The organism is Streptomyces sp. NBC_01451 (genome assembly GCF_036227485.1).
Classification (GTDB): domain Bacteria; phylum Actinomycetota; class Actinomycetes; order Streptomycetales; family Streptomycetaceae; genus Streptomyces.
This window is the reverse complement of record NZ_CP109479.1, coordinates 2,869,005-2,884,829: the sequence shown is the minus strand read 5'-3', so window position 1 is coordinate 2,884,829 and position 15,825 is coordinate 2,869,005. Positions and strand designations below refer to the sequence as shown.

The following is a 15,825-nucleotide window of genomic DNA, read 5'->3' as shown; positions in this document are numbered from 1 at the left end:
TTGCCTTTCAGTGCCCGTACTTCCGTGAGCCTCGGGTCACTTGCCGCCGTTGACGGTGGCCGAGGTCACGGCACCGTCCTCGACGCCCCACTTGGCGATGATCTTGGCGTACTCGCCGTTCTTGATGATCGCGTCGAGCGCGGCCTGCAGGGCGTCCCGCAACTGCGTGCTCGACTTGGCGACCGCGATGCCGTACGGCGCCGCCTCGACCTGCTCGCCGACGACCTGGAAGTCGTTGCCGCCGCCCGAGGTCTTCACCGCGTACGCCGTGACCGGGAAGTCGGAGGAGCCGGCGTTGGCGCCGCCCGCGCGCACCCGGGTCTGGGCCTGCTGGTCGTTGTCGTACGACTCGATGGCGATCTTCTTGCCACCCGTGCACTTCTTCGTCTCGGCCTTGGCGAGGTCCTCGGAGACCGTGCCGCGCTGGACCGCGATCTTCTTGCCGCACAGGTCGGACCAGCTCTTGATGCCCTGGTCGTCGCCCTTCTTGGTGTAGATCGAGACACCGGCGGTGAAGTAGTCGACGAAGTCGACGCCCTCGCCGACCTTCTTGCCGTTCTCGGTGCCCTCCTGGCGGTCCTTGGTGTCGGTCATCGCGGACATGGCGATGTCGTACCGCTTGGAGCGCAGACCCGTGATCAGGGTGTCGAAGGTGCCGTTCTGGAACTCGAACTTCACACCGAGCTGCTTGCCCATGGCGTCCGCGATGTCCGGGTCGAGACCGACCGTCTTGCCGGAGTCGTCCTTGAACTCGACCGGCGCGTACGCGATGTCCGAGCCGACCGTGACGACTCCCTTGTCCCGGATCGCCTGGGGCAGCTTGTCGGCCAGCGGGGCGGAGCTCGTCGAGGCGCTCTCCGAGCCGCTGTCCTTGTCCTTGGTCTGGTCACCGCACCCGGTGAGCAGCAGGGCGCCCGCGACCGCGATCGCACCGACCGCGGCTAGCCGGTTCTGCGCAGCGGTCGTACGAAGGGTGGAGCTTGCGGTCATGGTGGGTTCCTCCGGCGGATGGATGGCGAGCCATTGGGGCCGGCGTCCTCCCAGGGGGCGGACGATGCCGGCGGTTCGGTCGACTGGTGCACACATCTTTGAGTGTCGCGACCTTGTGTGATTACGGCATCTTGCCATTCGGACGAGGTCATTCAGACGACCGGCTATGTCAAAATCGGATAACGGGTGACCCCCGTAGAGCGTCAGGTCGGTGCATCAGAGCCGGACCTTCCCGGATCTTCTACGGGAATCATTCGTTCCGGCCGGAAGATCTTCGGTGCATCTCGCCAGGTGAGCGGCTGTTGCATCCGTACGCACGGCCGCGGGAGGACTCCGCCGCGCCCCGTGGGCCGACTCGTGGTCCGGATCGGGGCCCGGTTCGTGACCCCGCCCGGTCTCGACTTGGTCTCGTTCGCGGTGCCGGTCTCGTCGTCGACCCGCTTCTCGATTTGATCGATCATGCCCGGGTATGTGGTCATGTGTGGTGATGAGTCATGTCGCCCCCGTGTGACCTTCGCGTTATGGGGTCGTCGTCGGTGTCCTCCGTCCGGTAAGAAGGTTCTTTACACCCCTCATCAGGGGCTCAGGGCGCGTGTGCGGCGCGCCCGTCGCGTTCGTGCCCGTGCGCATCACTCACCGGGGCCTTGCGCGGTGCCCGCCCACCCCTCACCAGGAGTGGCCACCCTCAAACCGTGAAGACCTAAGGGGTACAACAAAGTGGCAGCGGAGATCGTCAATCCTCGCAGCGACATCGACACGGACAGCGACGCCGGTGAGTTCGACCCGGCGTTCGCCCTGCACCGGGGCGGCAAGATGGCCGTGCAGGCCACCGTGCCGATCCGTGACAAGGACGACCTGTCCCTCGCGTACACACCCGGTGTGGCCCGGGTGTGCACCGCCATCGCCGAGCAGCCCGACCTCGTCAACGACTACACCTGGAAGTCGTCCGTCGTCGCGGTCGTGACGGACGGTACGGCGGTCCTCGGACTCGGGGACATCGGTCCCGAGGCCTCCCTCCCGGTGATGGAGGGCAAGGCGATCCTGTTCAAGCAGTTCGGCGGCGTGGACGCGGTCCCGATCGCGCTGGCCTGCACGGGCGTGGACGAGATCATCGAGACGGTGGTCCGGCTGGCGCCGTCCTTCGGCGGGATCAACCTGGAGGACATCTCGGCACCGCGGTGCTTCGAGATCGAGCGGCGGCTCCAGGAGCAGCTGGACATCCCCGTCTTCCACGACGACCAGCACGGCACGGCTGTCGTCACGCTGGCGGCCCTGCGCAACGCCGCGCGGCTCACCGGGCGGGAGCTCGGGGAACTGCGGGGCGTGATCTCGGGCGCGGGCGCGGCGGGCGTCGCCATCGCGAAGTTCCTCCTTGAGGCGGGGCTCGGCGATGTCGCGGTCGCCGACCGCAGGGGCATCGTCTCGGCGGACCGGGACGACCTCACACCGGTCAAGCGCGAGCTGGCCGAGCTGACCAACAGGGCCGGGCTGACGGGGTCGCTGGAGAGCGCCCTGGCGGGCGCCGACGTCTTCATCGGTGTCTCCGGAGGTACGGTCCCGGAGGCCGCGGTGGCTTCGATGGCCAAGGACGCGTTCGTGTTCGCGATGGCCAATCCGGACCCCGAGGTGCACCCCGACGTGGCGCACAAGTACGCGGCGGTCGTGGCGACCGGGCGCTCGGACTTCCCGAACCAGATCAACAACGTGCTGGCGTTCCCGGGGATCTTCGCGGGGGCGCTGCAGGTGCGGGCTTCGCGGATCACGGAGGGGATGAAGATCGCGGCGGCGGACGCGCTTGCGGGCGTCGTCGGTGAGGATCTGGCCGCCGACTACGTGATTCCGTCGCCGTTCGACCCGCGGGTCGCTCCGGCGGTGACCGCGGCGGTCGCCGCGGCGGCTCGGGCGGAAGGTGTCGCTCGCCGCTGAGCGTGGCTTCCCAGGGTGGCTCCGTCGGTTGCGGCGGGGCCATTTCTGTCTCGCCCGCGCCGCCCCTACCCGTCCCGTCCGTTCCTGGGGGCTGCCGCCCCCAGACCCCCGCTTCGGCCCCGAAAGGCCTCGTCCTCGAACGCCGGACGGGCTGAGTAGTCAGCCCCTCCGGCGTTCGAGGAGCGGGGGTTCGGGGGCGGAGCCCCCGAGGACGGGACGGGTAGGGGCGGCGGGGGCGAAATCAACAGGGCGTGTGTCACAGTGCCGCCTCGTTCCCCCGGCTCCGCCGGGCCCCTATCGTCAAGGTCATGTTCGCTGCCTACGCCGCCCGTATCGACCCCGGCCACCCGCTCGACGGGCTGGAGTTGGGCGACCGCCCAGCCCCGGAGGCGCGCCCCGGCTGGACGACGGTCGACGTCAGGGCCGCCTCGCTCAACCACCACGACCTCTGGTCCCTGCGCGGGGTCGGACTCCCCGAGGACCGTCTGCCGATGATCCTCGGCTGCGACGCCGCCGGCGTCGACGCGGACGGCAACGAGGTCGTCCTGCACTCCGTCATCGGCCAGACCGGCCACGGCGTCGGCCCCAGGGAACCCCGCTCCATCCTCACCGAGCGCTACCAGGGCACCTTCGCCGAGCAGGTCGCCGTACCGACGTGGAACGTCCTGCCCAAGCCCAAGGAGCTCTCCTTCGCGGAGGCCGCCTGTCTGCCCACGGCCTGGCTGACGGCGTACCGGATGCTCTTCACCAACGCGGGCGTACGCCCCGGCGACTCGGTGCTCGTGCAGGGCGCCGGCGGTGGTGTCGCGACCGCCGCGATCGTGCTCGGCAAGGCGGCGGGCCTGCGGGTCTTCGCCACCAGCCGCGACGAGGCGAAGCGGAAGCGGGCGATCGAGCTGGGCGCCGTCGAGGCGGTGGAGCCCGGGGCGCGGCTGCCACAGCGCGTGGACGCCGTGATCGAGACGGTCGGGGCGGCCACCTGGTCGCACTCGGTCAAGTCGCTGCGGCCCGGCGGCACGCTCGTCATCTCGGGTGCCACCAGTGGCGACCGCCCCTCGCACGCCGAACTGACCCGCATCTTCTTCCTCGAACTCAAGGTCGTCGGCTCGACGATGGGCACGAAGGACGAGCTGGAGGACCTGCTGTCGTTCTGCGCCACCACCGGCGTACGTCCCGTCATCGACGAGGTGCTGCCGCTGGACCGGGCCCGCGAGGGCTTCGAACGCCTTGAGTCCGGTGACCTGTTCGGCAAGATCGTCCTCACCACGTCCTGATCACCGTCACGCGTGTCCTCCTGCGGCGGGTCCGGGTTTCCGGGCCCGCCGCTCGCGTGTCCGCACACTCCGGAATGTCAATCAAGGTTGACATCCATCCGCGTGTCAACTTAAGTTGACGTCATGACCGAAGCAACAGATCTCGCCGAGCGCGCGGGTGACCGCGATCCGCGGATCGGGCTGCGGGCCGTCTCCGCGCTGCGGAAGCTGGTCGAGCAGCTGGAGTCCGTGCAGGTGTGCAGTGCGCGCAATCAGGGCTGGTCGTGGCAGGAGATCGCCGCGGAGCTCGGTGTCAGCAGGCAGGCCGTGCACAAGAAATACGGGAGGCAGTGATGTTCGAACGGTTCACGAGCGATGCGCGCGCCGTGGTGCGGGGTGCCGTCGAGCACTCCGAGCGTGCCGGCAGTCGGTCCGTCGACGCCGAGCACCTGCTGCTCGCGCTGCTCGACCGCGAGGCCGGCCGGGCCTCCTTCGCGCTGGCCTCGCTCGGACTCGCCGGCCGGAAGGAGTCGGTGCGGGCCGCTCTGGCCGACGCCAGGCGCCGCGCCGGACTGTCCCAGGCCGAGGCCGATGCCCTCGCCGGGCTCGGGATCGACGTGTCCGACATCGTCTCCCGGATCGAGGAGGTGCACGGCGTCGGTGCGATGTCCGGCGACCGCCGGAGCCGGGGGCGGCTGTCGTCCGGGCGCCGCACCTTCAGCCGGGACGCCAAGGAGGTGCTGGAGAGGTGCCTGCGGATCGCGGTGGCCCACCGGGACCGGCGGATCGGCGACGACCACATCCTCCTCGCCCTCACGGCCCGCCCCGGCGTGCCGGCGGAGGTCCTCGCCGACCAGGGGGTCACGCACGAGGTCCTGAGCCGTGTGCTGTACGGCGGAGGCGAGGCGAAGGCGGGCTGACGGTCCGTCGGGTGCGGTGCCGAAGGTGGTGCAACTCGCCGCGGGCTCACGGGGGATGACGGGTCGTAATTCACGGGCCGACCGACCGGAATGGTGATCCCCGGCAACCCCCGGCCATCTTTTTTTCGTGCTACCCAAGGGTAACAACACCCTTGATTCGCAAAGAAGTTGCCTAATCCTCCCTTTGTTTACAAGGCGTCAGTCGCGGGTCGCGACTGAAAGTCGACTCGTCTACTAGGTCGACATCACGCTGTACCGGGACGGTGTCACCCGGTGTGCGGCGGCGCGCAGTTGGGCCGGACGAGTGATACGGGTTCTCGCCCTGCCACCCGGTACAGTTCCCTTTAGCTCCTCTCTGAGCCGGTTCCTGTGGGCGCCGTACGGGTTCATCCGGCCCGGTCCCCAACAGAGAGGAGAGAGGTCCGTGGCAGGCTCTGAACGGCCAAGCGATGGGGATGACGATGTCCCTCCCGAACCGCGCGGCCCCGAAGAGCCGGACCGCGGTAGCGCGCCGCGCAGAGGCCGAGCACGCATGGCCGGGGAGTGCCTGTACTGGCTCATCCGGCTGATGTTCGATCTGTACGACAACGGCGGATGAGGTTGGCCCCTCACCCGCCGTCAGTTACCGAATAGCCGGCCGCGTGGGCCCGTGCTCAGGATCGCCACCGGACACGGGCTCACGGTCGTTTCGGTAAGTCGTCGCGGAGTGACGCGTTCCGGAGTCGTCCCGCTGTGGAGATCCCCCTGGAAAGCCGCCCCCGCGTGTTCCTCAATCCTCACCGCTGTGCCGTGCGGCGGGAATCCAAAACAATGCTAAGCGGTACCACGCTACGGGGCCGAAGCGAGATTTCGGCTTCGTAGCGTGTCCCTGGCACTCTCCAGAGTGAATCCATGGACACGCTTCCGAACCTAAGCGGTACCTTTTATCGTACTGCTAGTTGAAGGGGTAACGAGAGGGGGTGGGGTGAGTGGCCCGTGGGGCGGTGGACTTCGACGGTGACGCACTGCGCTTCGCGCGGCTCACACGCGCTGTCGACGGCGAGTTCCTCAGCGCCGACGCGGTCGCGAAACGGCTCGGTACCTCGAAGAGCCGCGTCCTCGCCTACGAGAACAACATCTCCAAGCCGGACCCCCGGCGCATCGCCGAGATCAGCGCCCTGTTCGACATCCCCGCACGTGAACTCCGCAGAAAGCGCGCCCTGGCGGACATCCAGGGGCTGCGCTGCCAGGCCGGGCTGACGATCGCGCAGGCGGCCGACGAGGTCGGCATCAGCCGCAGCGGCTACACGAACATCGAACGGTTTGCCCGGCTTCCCGTACGGGACGACGGAACCGTACGGATGGATCTCGCCCGTGTCTTCGGGGTGAACCCCGCCGTCATCGACCGCGCACTGCTCCGCCACCCGGTGGCCGTCGAGCGGCTGGCCGAGTTGACCGACCATCTGGGCGTCGTGTTCCAGCGGGCCCACCTGGAGCACAGGCTCGCCGTCATCGACGCCGACGACCCCCTCCTGCAACTGATCGCTCCACTGCTGCAACGCTCGCCCGGAGTCGCCTGCCGACTCCTCAACGCGGAACTCGACACCTATCGCGAACTGCTGCGCGACCGGGCCCGTATGGAGGTCGACGAAGCCTTCGCGCAGACCGAGTCCGATGCCGAGCGGGCCCGCGAGCGCCGTACCCGCATCGAGTTCCATGTGAAGAACGCCGCACCGACCGCCGCACGCAGCCTGCACCGGTTCCTGTCCGAGGCGATGAACGTCCGTCAGTGGCGGCTGATGGTCGCGCTGGCCAACGCCGGCATCGACGGCATAGTCCTCGCCAGCACCTCCCGCTACGCCTCCGCCGAGGACATCGAGGCCCTTCGGATACGCCAGTACGCCACTGTCGTTCAGCGCGGTGACCAGATGTACGCCGTAGCCACGCACGAGGGTCTCGCCATCGTCCGCAAGCACTACTCCCGCTACGGACGGCTGTATCCGCGCGTGCCGACCCCCAGCCTGAGCCACTACCGGGACCAGCGGCGGCGCCCGAGGGCGGTTGTCCGGCCCGAGTGGGCGACCGGCGAACGATAGAGGTCCGCCGCTCGCCAGAGGGGTCGCCGCCTACTTCTCAGGCGTCCGCAGTGCCGCCTCCACCAATGCCGCCGCCGCGGACAAGTGGCCGCGGATCTCGTGGAGTTGAGGCTCCGTGACGCTGTGGTCGCGGGCCGAGTCGCGGATGCCGTCGCGGAAGCGGTCGAGGAGGCGGTCCAGGTCGCGGGCCGGGTCGCCGGTGAAGTCCTCGTGGGCCCAGGACGGTTCGTAGCCGGCCGGGAAGTCCGGGGGAGTGTCCGTGTACTGCGGGCGCTCCGGTTCCGGTGCCGTGGCGGTCGTGGTGCCGCCGGGGCGCGCGAAGCCGAAGTCCTTGCCCAGGCCCTGGCCGAGGTTCTTGCCGAAGTCCTTTCCGAACTCGCCGAACTCCTTGGCCAGTTCGGTCAGGCCCTCGCGGACCCCCGTCGGCCAGTCGCCCCGGCTGAAGTGGTCCTGGACCTGTTCCTGGACGTGCCTGGCGATGCGCTGCACCTCCTCCTGGGCCTGCGCGCGGGCGTTGTCCTGGGCCTCCTTGGCCTGGCGCCTGGCCCGCTGGGCCTCCTCACGGGCCCGGCGGCTCTCGTCCTTCGCGCGCCGGGCCTGCTCCTTCCACTCCTGCTTGGCGCGCCGCATCTCCTCCTTCGCGGCACGCCACGCCTCCCTGTCGCCGAGGTCGGTGAGGCCCCCGTACTCGCCGGGTTCTCCGAACGGGGCGCTCGGCGCGGCTCCGGGGGACCTGCGGGCCTCGCTCGCCGCCGCGCGCACCTCGCGCCGCAGGTCGCCCGCCGCGCCCCGGACGTCGGCCCGGATCTCGGCGGCGAGTTCGGCGACCGAGTCGCGGATCTCCAGTTCGAGGTCGGCCAACTCGCCGCTGCGGTCGGCCAGTTCGGCGCGGCCCGCGTCCGTGATGGAGTACACCTTGCGGCCGCCCTCCGTGGTGTGCGTGACCAGCCCCTCGGTCTGCAGCTTGGCCAGGCGGGGGTACACGGTGCCCGCCGACGGCGCGTACAGCCCCTGGAAGCGCTCCTCCAGGAGGCGGATCACCTCGTAGCCGTGGCGGGGAGCCTCGTCCAGCAGCTTCAGCAGGTAGAGGCGCAGGCGGCCGTGGGCGAAGACGGGAGGCATGTCAGAGCACCTTCTTGTTCGTCGGGCCGGAGGTGTCACCGGAACTGTCACCGGGAGTGTTCCCGGGGGTGGAGTCCGCCGGTTCGTCATCCTGTTGAGGGCGGCGGAGCAGGGCGATCGAGCCGGAGACCGTCGTCGCCCGGAGTTTGCCCGTGCCCGCGCCCAGGCGGCCCGTGACGCGGTGGGCGCCCCACTGGCCGTGGACGCGGAGGTCGTCGAAGGCGTTGGAGATCCTGCCGCTCGCCGTGTTCGCCTCCACCTCGGCGTCCGCCGGATGCGGGAGCCGGATGGCGATCTCGCCCGAGACGTTCGTCAGCCGCACGTCCGTCGGGCCCTCCGGGTCGAGGTCGACGATCATGGCGCCGCTCACCGACTCCGCGCGCACCGACGGGCCGGAGCCCTCGATGACGGTGAGGTCGCCCGAGACGGAGTTGAAGTGCAGGTCGCCCGTGACCGCCTGGGCCTCCAGGCTGCCCGAGACGGTGTCGGCGCGGACGGGCCCGGAGAGCCCGACGAGTGTCGTGTCGCCGGTGACGCCCATCACCACCGTCTCCCCGGCGACCCCCGAGACGACCGCGGCGGCGCCCACCACGCCCACCTCGACGCGCGCTGAGGCCGGGACGGTCAGGGTCACCACCGCGCTGCGGCGCCAGCTCCTGCGGTCCAGCCACTTGAGGAATCCTTTCCAGGGCAGATCCTCGTAGGCCACTGTCAGGACCCCGGCCTCCTGGGTCACCACCAGGGGTGGGCCCTCGATCTCGGTGACCTCCAGGCGGGCGGAACTCTCGTCCGTGCCCACCACGTTCACCGTTCCGTTGACGATGCGTACCTGCAGGCCCGTGACGGGCTCGGCGAAGTCGAGGCTGCCGGGCTCTTTGACGGACCACTCGGACGCGGCTGTGGTGGACATGATGCGGACCCCCTTGGTGAACGGACGGGCTGACGAACGGCAGGCCGACGACCGGGTACGTCACGACACGCCATATCGCGTCTTCCGCTATTCACGATATATCGCGGTCACGGAAAGTCAAGACACCCGGATCGGAGCCGCTCGCCATGCCCGCCTGCGCCCTGCGCCCTGTGCGTTACTCGTTACTCGTCGTCCTCGTCGTCCAACCGCGCCAGCCAGGTGGCCAGGCGCTCCACCGGCACCTCGAAGTCGGGATTGAGGTCGACGAAGGCCCGTAGCTGCTCGGCGAGCCACTCGAAGGTGACCTCCTCCTCGCCGCGCCGCTTCTCCAGCTCTTCGATGCCTCGGTCGGTGAAGTACACGGATGTTCTCCTGGGGAATGCTGGGACTGGTCGGACTGGTCGGACTGGTCGGACTGGTGGTGAGGACTGGGCTCGGGGCCGGGGACGGGCCGCCGGGCGAGCCTCTCCAGGTTATGCGTACATTTCCGGGGCCCTGATGACAAAGGGCCCGGCGCCGGATCTCTCCGGTGCCGGGCCCTCGTACCTCAACCGTGTTCGGTGGAGGCGGGTCGAGCCCTACGCCTCGAACACCTCACGCACCAGCTGCTCCTGCTCCGCCTGGTGACGCTTGGCCGAACCCACTGCCGGGGACGAGCCGGCCGGGCGCGAGATGCGCCGCAGACGCTCGCCGTGCGGGATGTCCGCGCCGACCGCGAGGTCCAGGTGGTCGATCAGGTTGAGGGCGATGAAGGGCCACGCGCCCTGGTTGGCCGGCTCCTCCTGGGCCCACAGGTACTTCTCGGCGTTCGGGTACTTGGCGATCTCCGCCTGGAGTTCCGCACCCGGGAGCGGGTACAGGCGCTCGATGCGGATGATCGCCGTGTCCGTGATGCCGCGCTTCTTACGCTCGGCCTCAAGGTCGTAGTACACCTTGCCGGCGCAGAAGACGACCTTGCGGACGTCGGCCGGGGCGGCGGACTCGTCGCCGATGACCGGGCGGAAGGAGCCCGTCGTGAACTCCTCCGTCTTCGAGGCCGCCGCCTTGAGGCGCAGCATCGACTTCGGGGTGAAGACCACCAGCGGCTTGTGGTGCGGGTTGTGCACCTGCCACCGCAGGAGGTGGAAGTAGTTCGACGGCAGCGTCGGCTGCGCGACCATCATGTTGTTCTGGGCACAGAGCTGGAGGAACCGCTCGATGCGGGCCGAGGAGTGGTCCGGGCCCTGGCCCTCGTGGCCGTGGGGGAGGAGCAGGGTGACGCCGGACGTCTGGCCCCACTTCTGTTCCGCGGCCGAGATGTACTCGTCCACCACCGACTGCGCGCCGTTGACGAAGTCGCCGAACTGCGCCTCCCACATCACGAGCGCGTCGGGACGAGCCAGCGAGTAGCCGTACTCGAAGCCCATGACCGCGTACTCGGAGAGCAGGGAGTCGTAGACGTTCAGGCGGGCCTGGTCGTCCGACAGGTACTGGAGCGGGGTGTAGTCCTCGCCGGTGACCCGGTCGATCAGGACCGCGTGACGCTGGCCGAAGGTGCCACGCCGGGAGTCCTGGCCCGAGAGGCGCACCGGGGTGCCCTCCAGGAGCAGGGAGCCGATCGCGAGCGTCTCGCCCATGCCCCAGTCGATCGTGTCGTCCTCGATCATCGCCGCCCGGCGCTGCAACTGCGGGATCAGCCGCGGGTGCACGGTGACGTGGTCGGGGATGTTGACCTGGGACTCGGCGATGCGCTTGATGACCTCCTGGGAGACCGCGGTCTCCACGGCCACCGGGAACTCGGCCCGGGGGTCGCCGACATGGGCCTCGGCCGGCGCGGAGATGGCCTCGCGGACCTCCGTGAAGACCTTCTCCAGCTGGCCCTGGAAGTCCTGGAGCGCCTGTTCGGCTTCTTCGAGGGTGATGTCGCCGCGGCCGATGAGGGACTCGGTGTAGAGCTTGCGCACCGAGCGCTTCTTGTCGATCAGGTCGTACATCAGGGGCTGCGTGAACGCCGGATTGTCGGACTCGTTGTGTCCGCGGCGGCGGTAGCAGATGAGGTCGATGACGACGTCCTTGTTGAACGCCTGGCGGAACTCGAAGGCCAGGCGAGCGACGCGGACGACGGCCTCGGGGTCGTCGCCGTTCACATGGAAGATCGGCGCCTCGATCATGCGGGCGACGTCGGTCGCGTACATGGAGGACCGCGAGGACTCGGGCGCCGCGGTGAAGCCGACCTGGTTGTTGATGACGATGTGGACCGTGCCGCCGGTGCGGTAGCCGCGCAGCTGGGACATGTTGAGCGTCTCGGCCACCACGCCCTGGCCCGCGAAGGCCGCGTCACCGTGCAGGGCGACCGGCAGGACCGTGAAGTCCGTGCCGCCCTTGTTGATGATGTCCTGCTTGGCGCGGGCGATGCCCTCGATGACCGGGTCGACCGTCTCCAGGTGGGACGGGTTGGCGGCCAGCGAGACGTTGATCTGCTCGCCGTCCAGGCCCGTGAACACGCCCTGGGCGCCCAGGTGGTACTTCACGTCGCCGGAGCCGTGCATCGACTTCGGGTCGAGGTTGCCCTCGAACTCCCGGAAGATCTGGGCGTACGACTTGCCGACGATGTTCGCGAGCACGTTGAGCCGGCCGCGGTGGGCCATGCCGATGACGACCTCGTCGAGGCGCGACTCGGCCGCCGAGTCGATCACGGCGTCCAGCAGCGGGATGACGGACTCGCCGCCCTCCAGCGAGAAGCGCTTCTGGCCGACGTACTTGGTCTGCAGGAAGGTCTCGAAGGCCTCCGCCGCGTTCAGCTGGCGCAGGATGCGCAGCTGCTCCTCGCGCTCCGGCTTGCTGTGCGGGCGCTCGATGCGGTCCTGGATCCACTTGCGCTGCCTGGGGTCCTGGATGTGCATGAACTCGACGCCCGTGGTGCGGCAGTACGAGTCGCGCAGCACACCGAGGATGTCGCGCAGCTTCATCAGGGACTTGCCGGAGAAGCCGCCGACCGCGAACTCGCGCTCCAGGTCCCAGAGGGTGAGCCCGTGTTCGGTGATGTCCAGGTCGGGGTGCTTGCGCTGGCGGTACTCCAGCGGGTCGGTGTCGGCCATGACGTGGCCGCGGACCCGGTAGGAGTGGATCAGCTCGAAGACGCGGGCGGGCTTGGTGACGTCGTCGTCGTGCGAGGCGTCGATGTCCTTGAGCCAGCGGACCGGCTCGTAGGGGATGCGCAGCGCCTCGAAGATCTCGTCGTAGAAGCCGGCCTCGCCGAGCAGGTAGTTCGCGACGACGCGCAGGAACTCGCCGGAGGCGGCGCCCTGGATGACCCGGTGGTCGTAGGTCGACGTGAGCGTCATGACCTTGGAGATGCCGAGCTTGTTCAGGGTGTCCTGGGAGGTGCCCTGGAACTCCGCCGGGTAGTCCATGGAACCGACGCCCATGATGACCGACTGACCGGGCATCAGACGCGGGACCGAGTGGACGGTGCCGAGGCCGCCGGGGTTGGTCAGGGAGACCGTGACACCGGTGAAGTCGTCCATCGTCAGCTTGCCCTCGCGGGCGCGGCGGACGATGTCCTCGTAGGCCTGCCAGAACTCGAAGAAGTTCAGCGTCTCGGCCTTCTTGATGCCGGCCACGACGAGCTGGCGGTCGCCGTTGGGCTTCACCAGGTCGATGGCCAGACCGAAGTTGACGTGCGCCGGCTTGACGAGGGTCGGCTTGCCGTCCTTCTCCGCGAAGGAGTAGTTCATCGACGGCATGGCCTTGATGGCCTGCACCATCGCGTAGCCGATGAGGTGGGTGAAGGAGATCTTCCCGCCCCGGGCGCGCTTCAGGTGGTTGTTGATGACGATGCGGTTGTCGAAGAGCAGCTTCACCGGGACCGCGCGCACGGACGTGGCCGTGGGCACCTCGATCGAGGCGTTCATGTTCTTCGCCACGGCCGCGGACGGGCCGCGCAGTGTCACGAACTCCGGGCCGTCCGCGGCCTCGGCGGCGGGAGCGGCCTTGGGCTTGGCGGCGGCCGGTGCGGGCGCCGCGGCGGCGGGCTTCGACGCTGCGGGCTTCGCGGCCGGTGCGGGCGCGGTGGCCGGGGGAGCCGCCGCGGCAGCCGGCGCCGGTACGGACGGCGTCACGGGAGCCGCGGGCGCGGCCGGAGCCGCTGGGGCGGTCGTGGTGGTCTCTGCGGCCCCCGCGGCCGCAGCACCCGCCGTAGCCGGCGAGGCGGCGGGCGCCCCGGGCTTGTAGTCGGCGAAGAAGTCCCACCAGGCACGGTCTACCGAATTCGGGTCCTGGAGGTACTGCTGATAGATCTCGTCGACGAGCCACTCGTTGGGGCCGAACGCCGCCGCAGGGTTACCTGCGGGTTCGTCGGTCGAGATGCTCGATGAGTTACTGGGGGACTGTGCAGACACGGCGGCAACCGCCCTCTTCCGCTTCACAAGGTGATGGACAGCGGGAATTAAGGCTACGCCCCCGTGGCCGAAAGGTCAGTCCGGGTCCGTTCATCGTCGCGTAAGTCACATCGGGAATCGGGTTTCGGGGGGTGAAATGGCGGGAAACAAGCGGGGTTCCGGTCCGAAAGGGACACCTGAGGGAAGCCCAAATTGTCGGCCGGGCGCACCAAATGCGCGGGCCTGTGAGCAATCACACGTGTCCACGCGCGTCCGTCAGCGCGGATGCCAGGTGGATCTTGCGGCTCCGCTTCGAACTTTACGTCAACTTGGAACGGATGACTCTCCCGGAAGGGTGACCAAAATCCGGCAACCTCGCTCGGATTCGGCCACACCGATCCGGCCGCCGTGCAGATCGACGGCCCAGCGCGCGATGGCCAGGCCGAGGCCCGTACCGCCGTCGCTGCCCGGCCCGTGCGGCGCGCTGACGCCACCGCGGTTGAACCGCTCGAACACCCGGTGCCACTCCGAGCGCGGGATGCCCGGGCCCTCGTCCAGGATCTCCAGCTCCAGCGACTCGGTCAGCGTCCCGCGCCGCGCCTTCACCGTGACCCGGCCGTGCGCGGGGCTGTGCTTGACCGCGTTGTCGATCAGGTTGGCGACGACCTGGTGGAGGCGCTCCGGGTCCGCGTGCGCGACCAGCTCGGGCGGATTGACGTCGAGGTGCAGATGGACGTCGTTGCGGGTGTGCCCGCCGGAGCCCGACGCGATGCCCGCGCGCGTGGAGGCGAGCATGTTCGCCTCCTTGAGCACACCGGAGAGGTAGGGCCAGACCTCGAACCGCCGTTTGCGCAGCGGTACGACCCCGTTGTCGAGCCGGGAGAGGTCCAGCAGGGTCTCCACCAGCCGCCCGAGGCGCTCGGTCTGCTTGAGCGCCGTGCGCATGGTCTCGGGATCGGCGGCCGAGACGCCGTCCACGACGTTCTCCAGCACGGCACGCAGACCCGCGATGGGGGTGCGCAGCTCGTGCGAGACGTTCGCCACCAGCTCCTTGCGCTGACGGTCCTGGGCCTCCAGCTCGTCGGCCATGACGTTGATCGTCTGGGCCAGGTCGCCCAGCTCGTCCCAGCGGTTCTCGCGCACCCGGCGCGTGTAGTCGCCGTGCGAGATGGAGCGCGCCACGGCGTTCATGTCGTCCAGCGGCGCGGTGAGCGAATGGGCCACGAACTGCGTAATCAGCAGTGTGGCGATCATCGAGAAGACCGTGATGAAGCGGAGCTCCGTCTTGGTGTGCACCGCGATCATCGACAGGCCGGTGGTGATCAGCACCGAGACGACCACCAGTGCGCCCAGCTTGGTCTTGATCGAGAACGGGCGTACGCCGCCCCAGGGTTCTCCGGGGCTCCTCCGTGCGGCCGGCCGCCCGCGGTTCATGGCGTCGGTGTCTCCAGTGCGTACCCGACCCCGTGCACCGTACGGATCCGCTCGGCGCCGATCTTCCGGCGCAGCGCCTTGATGTGGCTGTCGACGGTGCGGGTGCCGGAGGCGTCCGCCCAGTCCCACACCTCCGCGAGCAGCTGCTCGCGGGAGAGGACGGCGCGGGGGGTGTTGGCGAGACAGACGAGCAGGTCGAACTCGGTGGGCGTGAGATGCACGTCCTCGGAGCGCACCCGCACCCGTCGCTGCGCGTGGTCGATCTCCAGCTCGCCGAGCCGCAGGATGCCGGAGCGGGGTGTCGACGCGGCGATGGCGGCCCGCTCCACCCGGCGCAGCAGCACATGCACCCGCGCGGCCAGCTCGCGCATGGAGAAGGGCTTGGTCATGTAGTCGTCGGCGCCGACACCGAGCCCGACCAGCATGTCGGTCTCGTCGTCGCGCGCGGTGAGCATCAGGACGGGCACGGCCCGCTGGGCCTGTACCCGCCTGCATACTTCGAGCCCGTCGAAGCCGGGCAGCATGATGTCGAGGATCAGCAGGTCGGGCTGCCATGCCTCGGCGGTGTCGACGGCGGCCGGGCCGTCACCGGCGGTCTGCACGAGAAATCCCTCGGCACGCAGACGGGCCGCGATGGCGTCGACGATCGTCGGATCGTCCTCGACCACGAGTACCCGGCGCTGGGCGCCGGGGGTCGCCGTCGCGCCGTTCTGGGAGGTGTGTGTCTGCTCCATCGCCCGTCCCTGAAGTGTGCTTTCCGGAACCAGTGGGGTGGTTCCTTGGCTGCGCTTGTCCGCGCATGACTGCGATTGACGCACGACTGATCGGATGAGTGAT

At 69.3% G+C, this 15,825-nt stretch carries 12 protein-coding genes; 5 read left to right on the top strand and 7 right to left on the bottom strand.

Annotated elements, in window-relative coordinates; translation table 11 throughout:
* Positions 1-36: 36 nt before the first annotated feature.
* Entirely contained in the window at positions 37-990 is a 954-nt protein-coding gene (locus OG595_RS12155; RefSeq protein WP_329271014.1) for an ABC transporter substrate-binding protein, read from the bottom strand.
* Positions 991-1,707: 717 nt separating this feature from the next.
* Here OG595_RS12155 and OG595_RS12150 point away from each other — a divergent pair.
* From OG595_RS12150 to OG595_RS12130, 5 genes are all read left to right on the top strand, one after another.
* Positions 1,708-2,916: an NAD(P)-dependent malic enzyme gene (locus tag OG595_RS12150; protein WP_329271013.1), complete on the top strand. Its 1,209-nt coding sequence runs from the start codon at positions 1,708-1,710 to the stop codon at positions 2,914-2,916.
* 308 nt (positions 2,917-3,224) lie between these two features.
* Positions 3,225-4,190 carry a zinc-binding dehydrogenase gene (locus OG595_RS12145; RefSeq protein WP_329271012.1) on the top strand — a complete coding sequence of 322 codons (966 nt, stop codon included), beginning with the start codon at positions 3,225-3,227 and terminating at the stop codon, positions 4,188-4,190.
* A 123-nt stretch (positions 4,191-4,313) separates the two neighbouring features.
* A complete protein-coding gene (locus OG595_RS12140; RefSeq protein WP_329271011.1) occupies positions 4,314-4,523 on the top strand; it encodes a helix-turn-helix domain-containing protein in 210 nt (69 codons plus the stop codon).
* Entirely contained in the window at positions 4,523-5,089 is a 567-nt protein-coding gene (locus OG595_RS12135; RefSeq protein ID WP_329271009.1) for a Clp protease N-terminal domain-containing protein, read from the top strand. The genes OG595_RS12140 and OG595_RS12135 overlap by 1 nt, the downstream gene beginning before the upstream one ends.
* A gap of 968 nt (positions 5,090-6,057) precedes the next feature.
* Complete coding sequence (locus OG595_RS12130) at positions 6,058-7,164, top strand: helix-turn-helix transcriptional regulator (protein ID WP_329271006.1); 1,107 nt, start codon at positions 6,058-6,060, stop codon at positions 7,162-7,164.
* A 30-nt stretch (positions 7,165-7,194) separates the two neighbouring features.
* Here the strand turns inward: OG595_RS12130 and OG595_RS12125 are convergent, their stop codons facing one another.
* The 6 genes from OG595_RS12125 to OG595_RS12100 form a co-directional block, all read right to left on the bottom strand.
* Entirely contained in the window at positions 7,195-8,286 is a 1,092-nt protein-coding gene (locus tag OG595_RS12125; RefSeq protein ID WP_329271004.1) for a helix-turn-helix transcriptional regulator, read from the bottom strand.
* Position 8,287: 1 nt separating this feature from the next.
* Entirely contained in the window at positions 8,288-9,196 is a 909-nt protein-coding gene (locus OG595_RS12120) for a DUF4097 family beta strand repeat-containing protein (RefSeq protein ID WP_329271000.1), read from the bottom strand.
* A 182-nt stretch (positions 9,197-9,378) separates the two neighbouring features.
* Positions 9,379-9,558, bottom strand: coding sequence for a DUF6104 family protein (locus OG595_RS12115; protein ID WP_153482227.1), 180 nt, complete (start codon positions 9,556-9,558; stop codon positions 9,379-9,381).
* Positions 9,559-9,774: 216 nt separating this feature from the next.
* The gene (locus OG595_RS12110) at positions 9,775-13,575 is read right to left on the bottom strand and encodes a multifunctional oxoglutarate decarboxylase/oxoglutarate dehydrogenase thiamine pyrophosphate-binding subunit/dihydrolipoyllysine-residue succinyltransferase subunit (protein ID WP_329270997.1); all 3,801 of its coding nucleotides are present in this window, start codon (positions 13,573-13,575) and stop codon (positions 9,775-9,777) included.
* A 303-nt stretch (positions 13,576-13,878) separates the two neighbouring features.
* The gene (locus OG595_RS12105; protein WP_329270994.1) at positions 13,879-14,988 is read right to left on the bottom strand and encodes a HAMP domain-containing sensor histidine kinase; all 1,110 of its coding nucleotides are present in this window, start codon (positions 14,986-14,988) and stop codon (positions 13,879-13,881) included.
* Complete coding sequence (locus OG595_RS12100) at positions 14,985-15,722, bottom strand: response regulator transcription factor (RefSeq protein ID WP_006383578.1); 738 nt, start codon at positions 15,720-15,722, stop codon at positions 14,985-14,987. The genes OG595_RS12105 and OG595_RS12100 overlap by 4 nt, the downstream gene beginning before the upstream one ends.
* Positions 15,723-15,825: the final 103 nt, after the last annotated feature.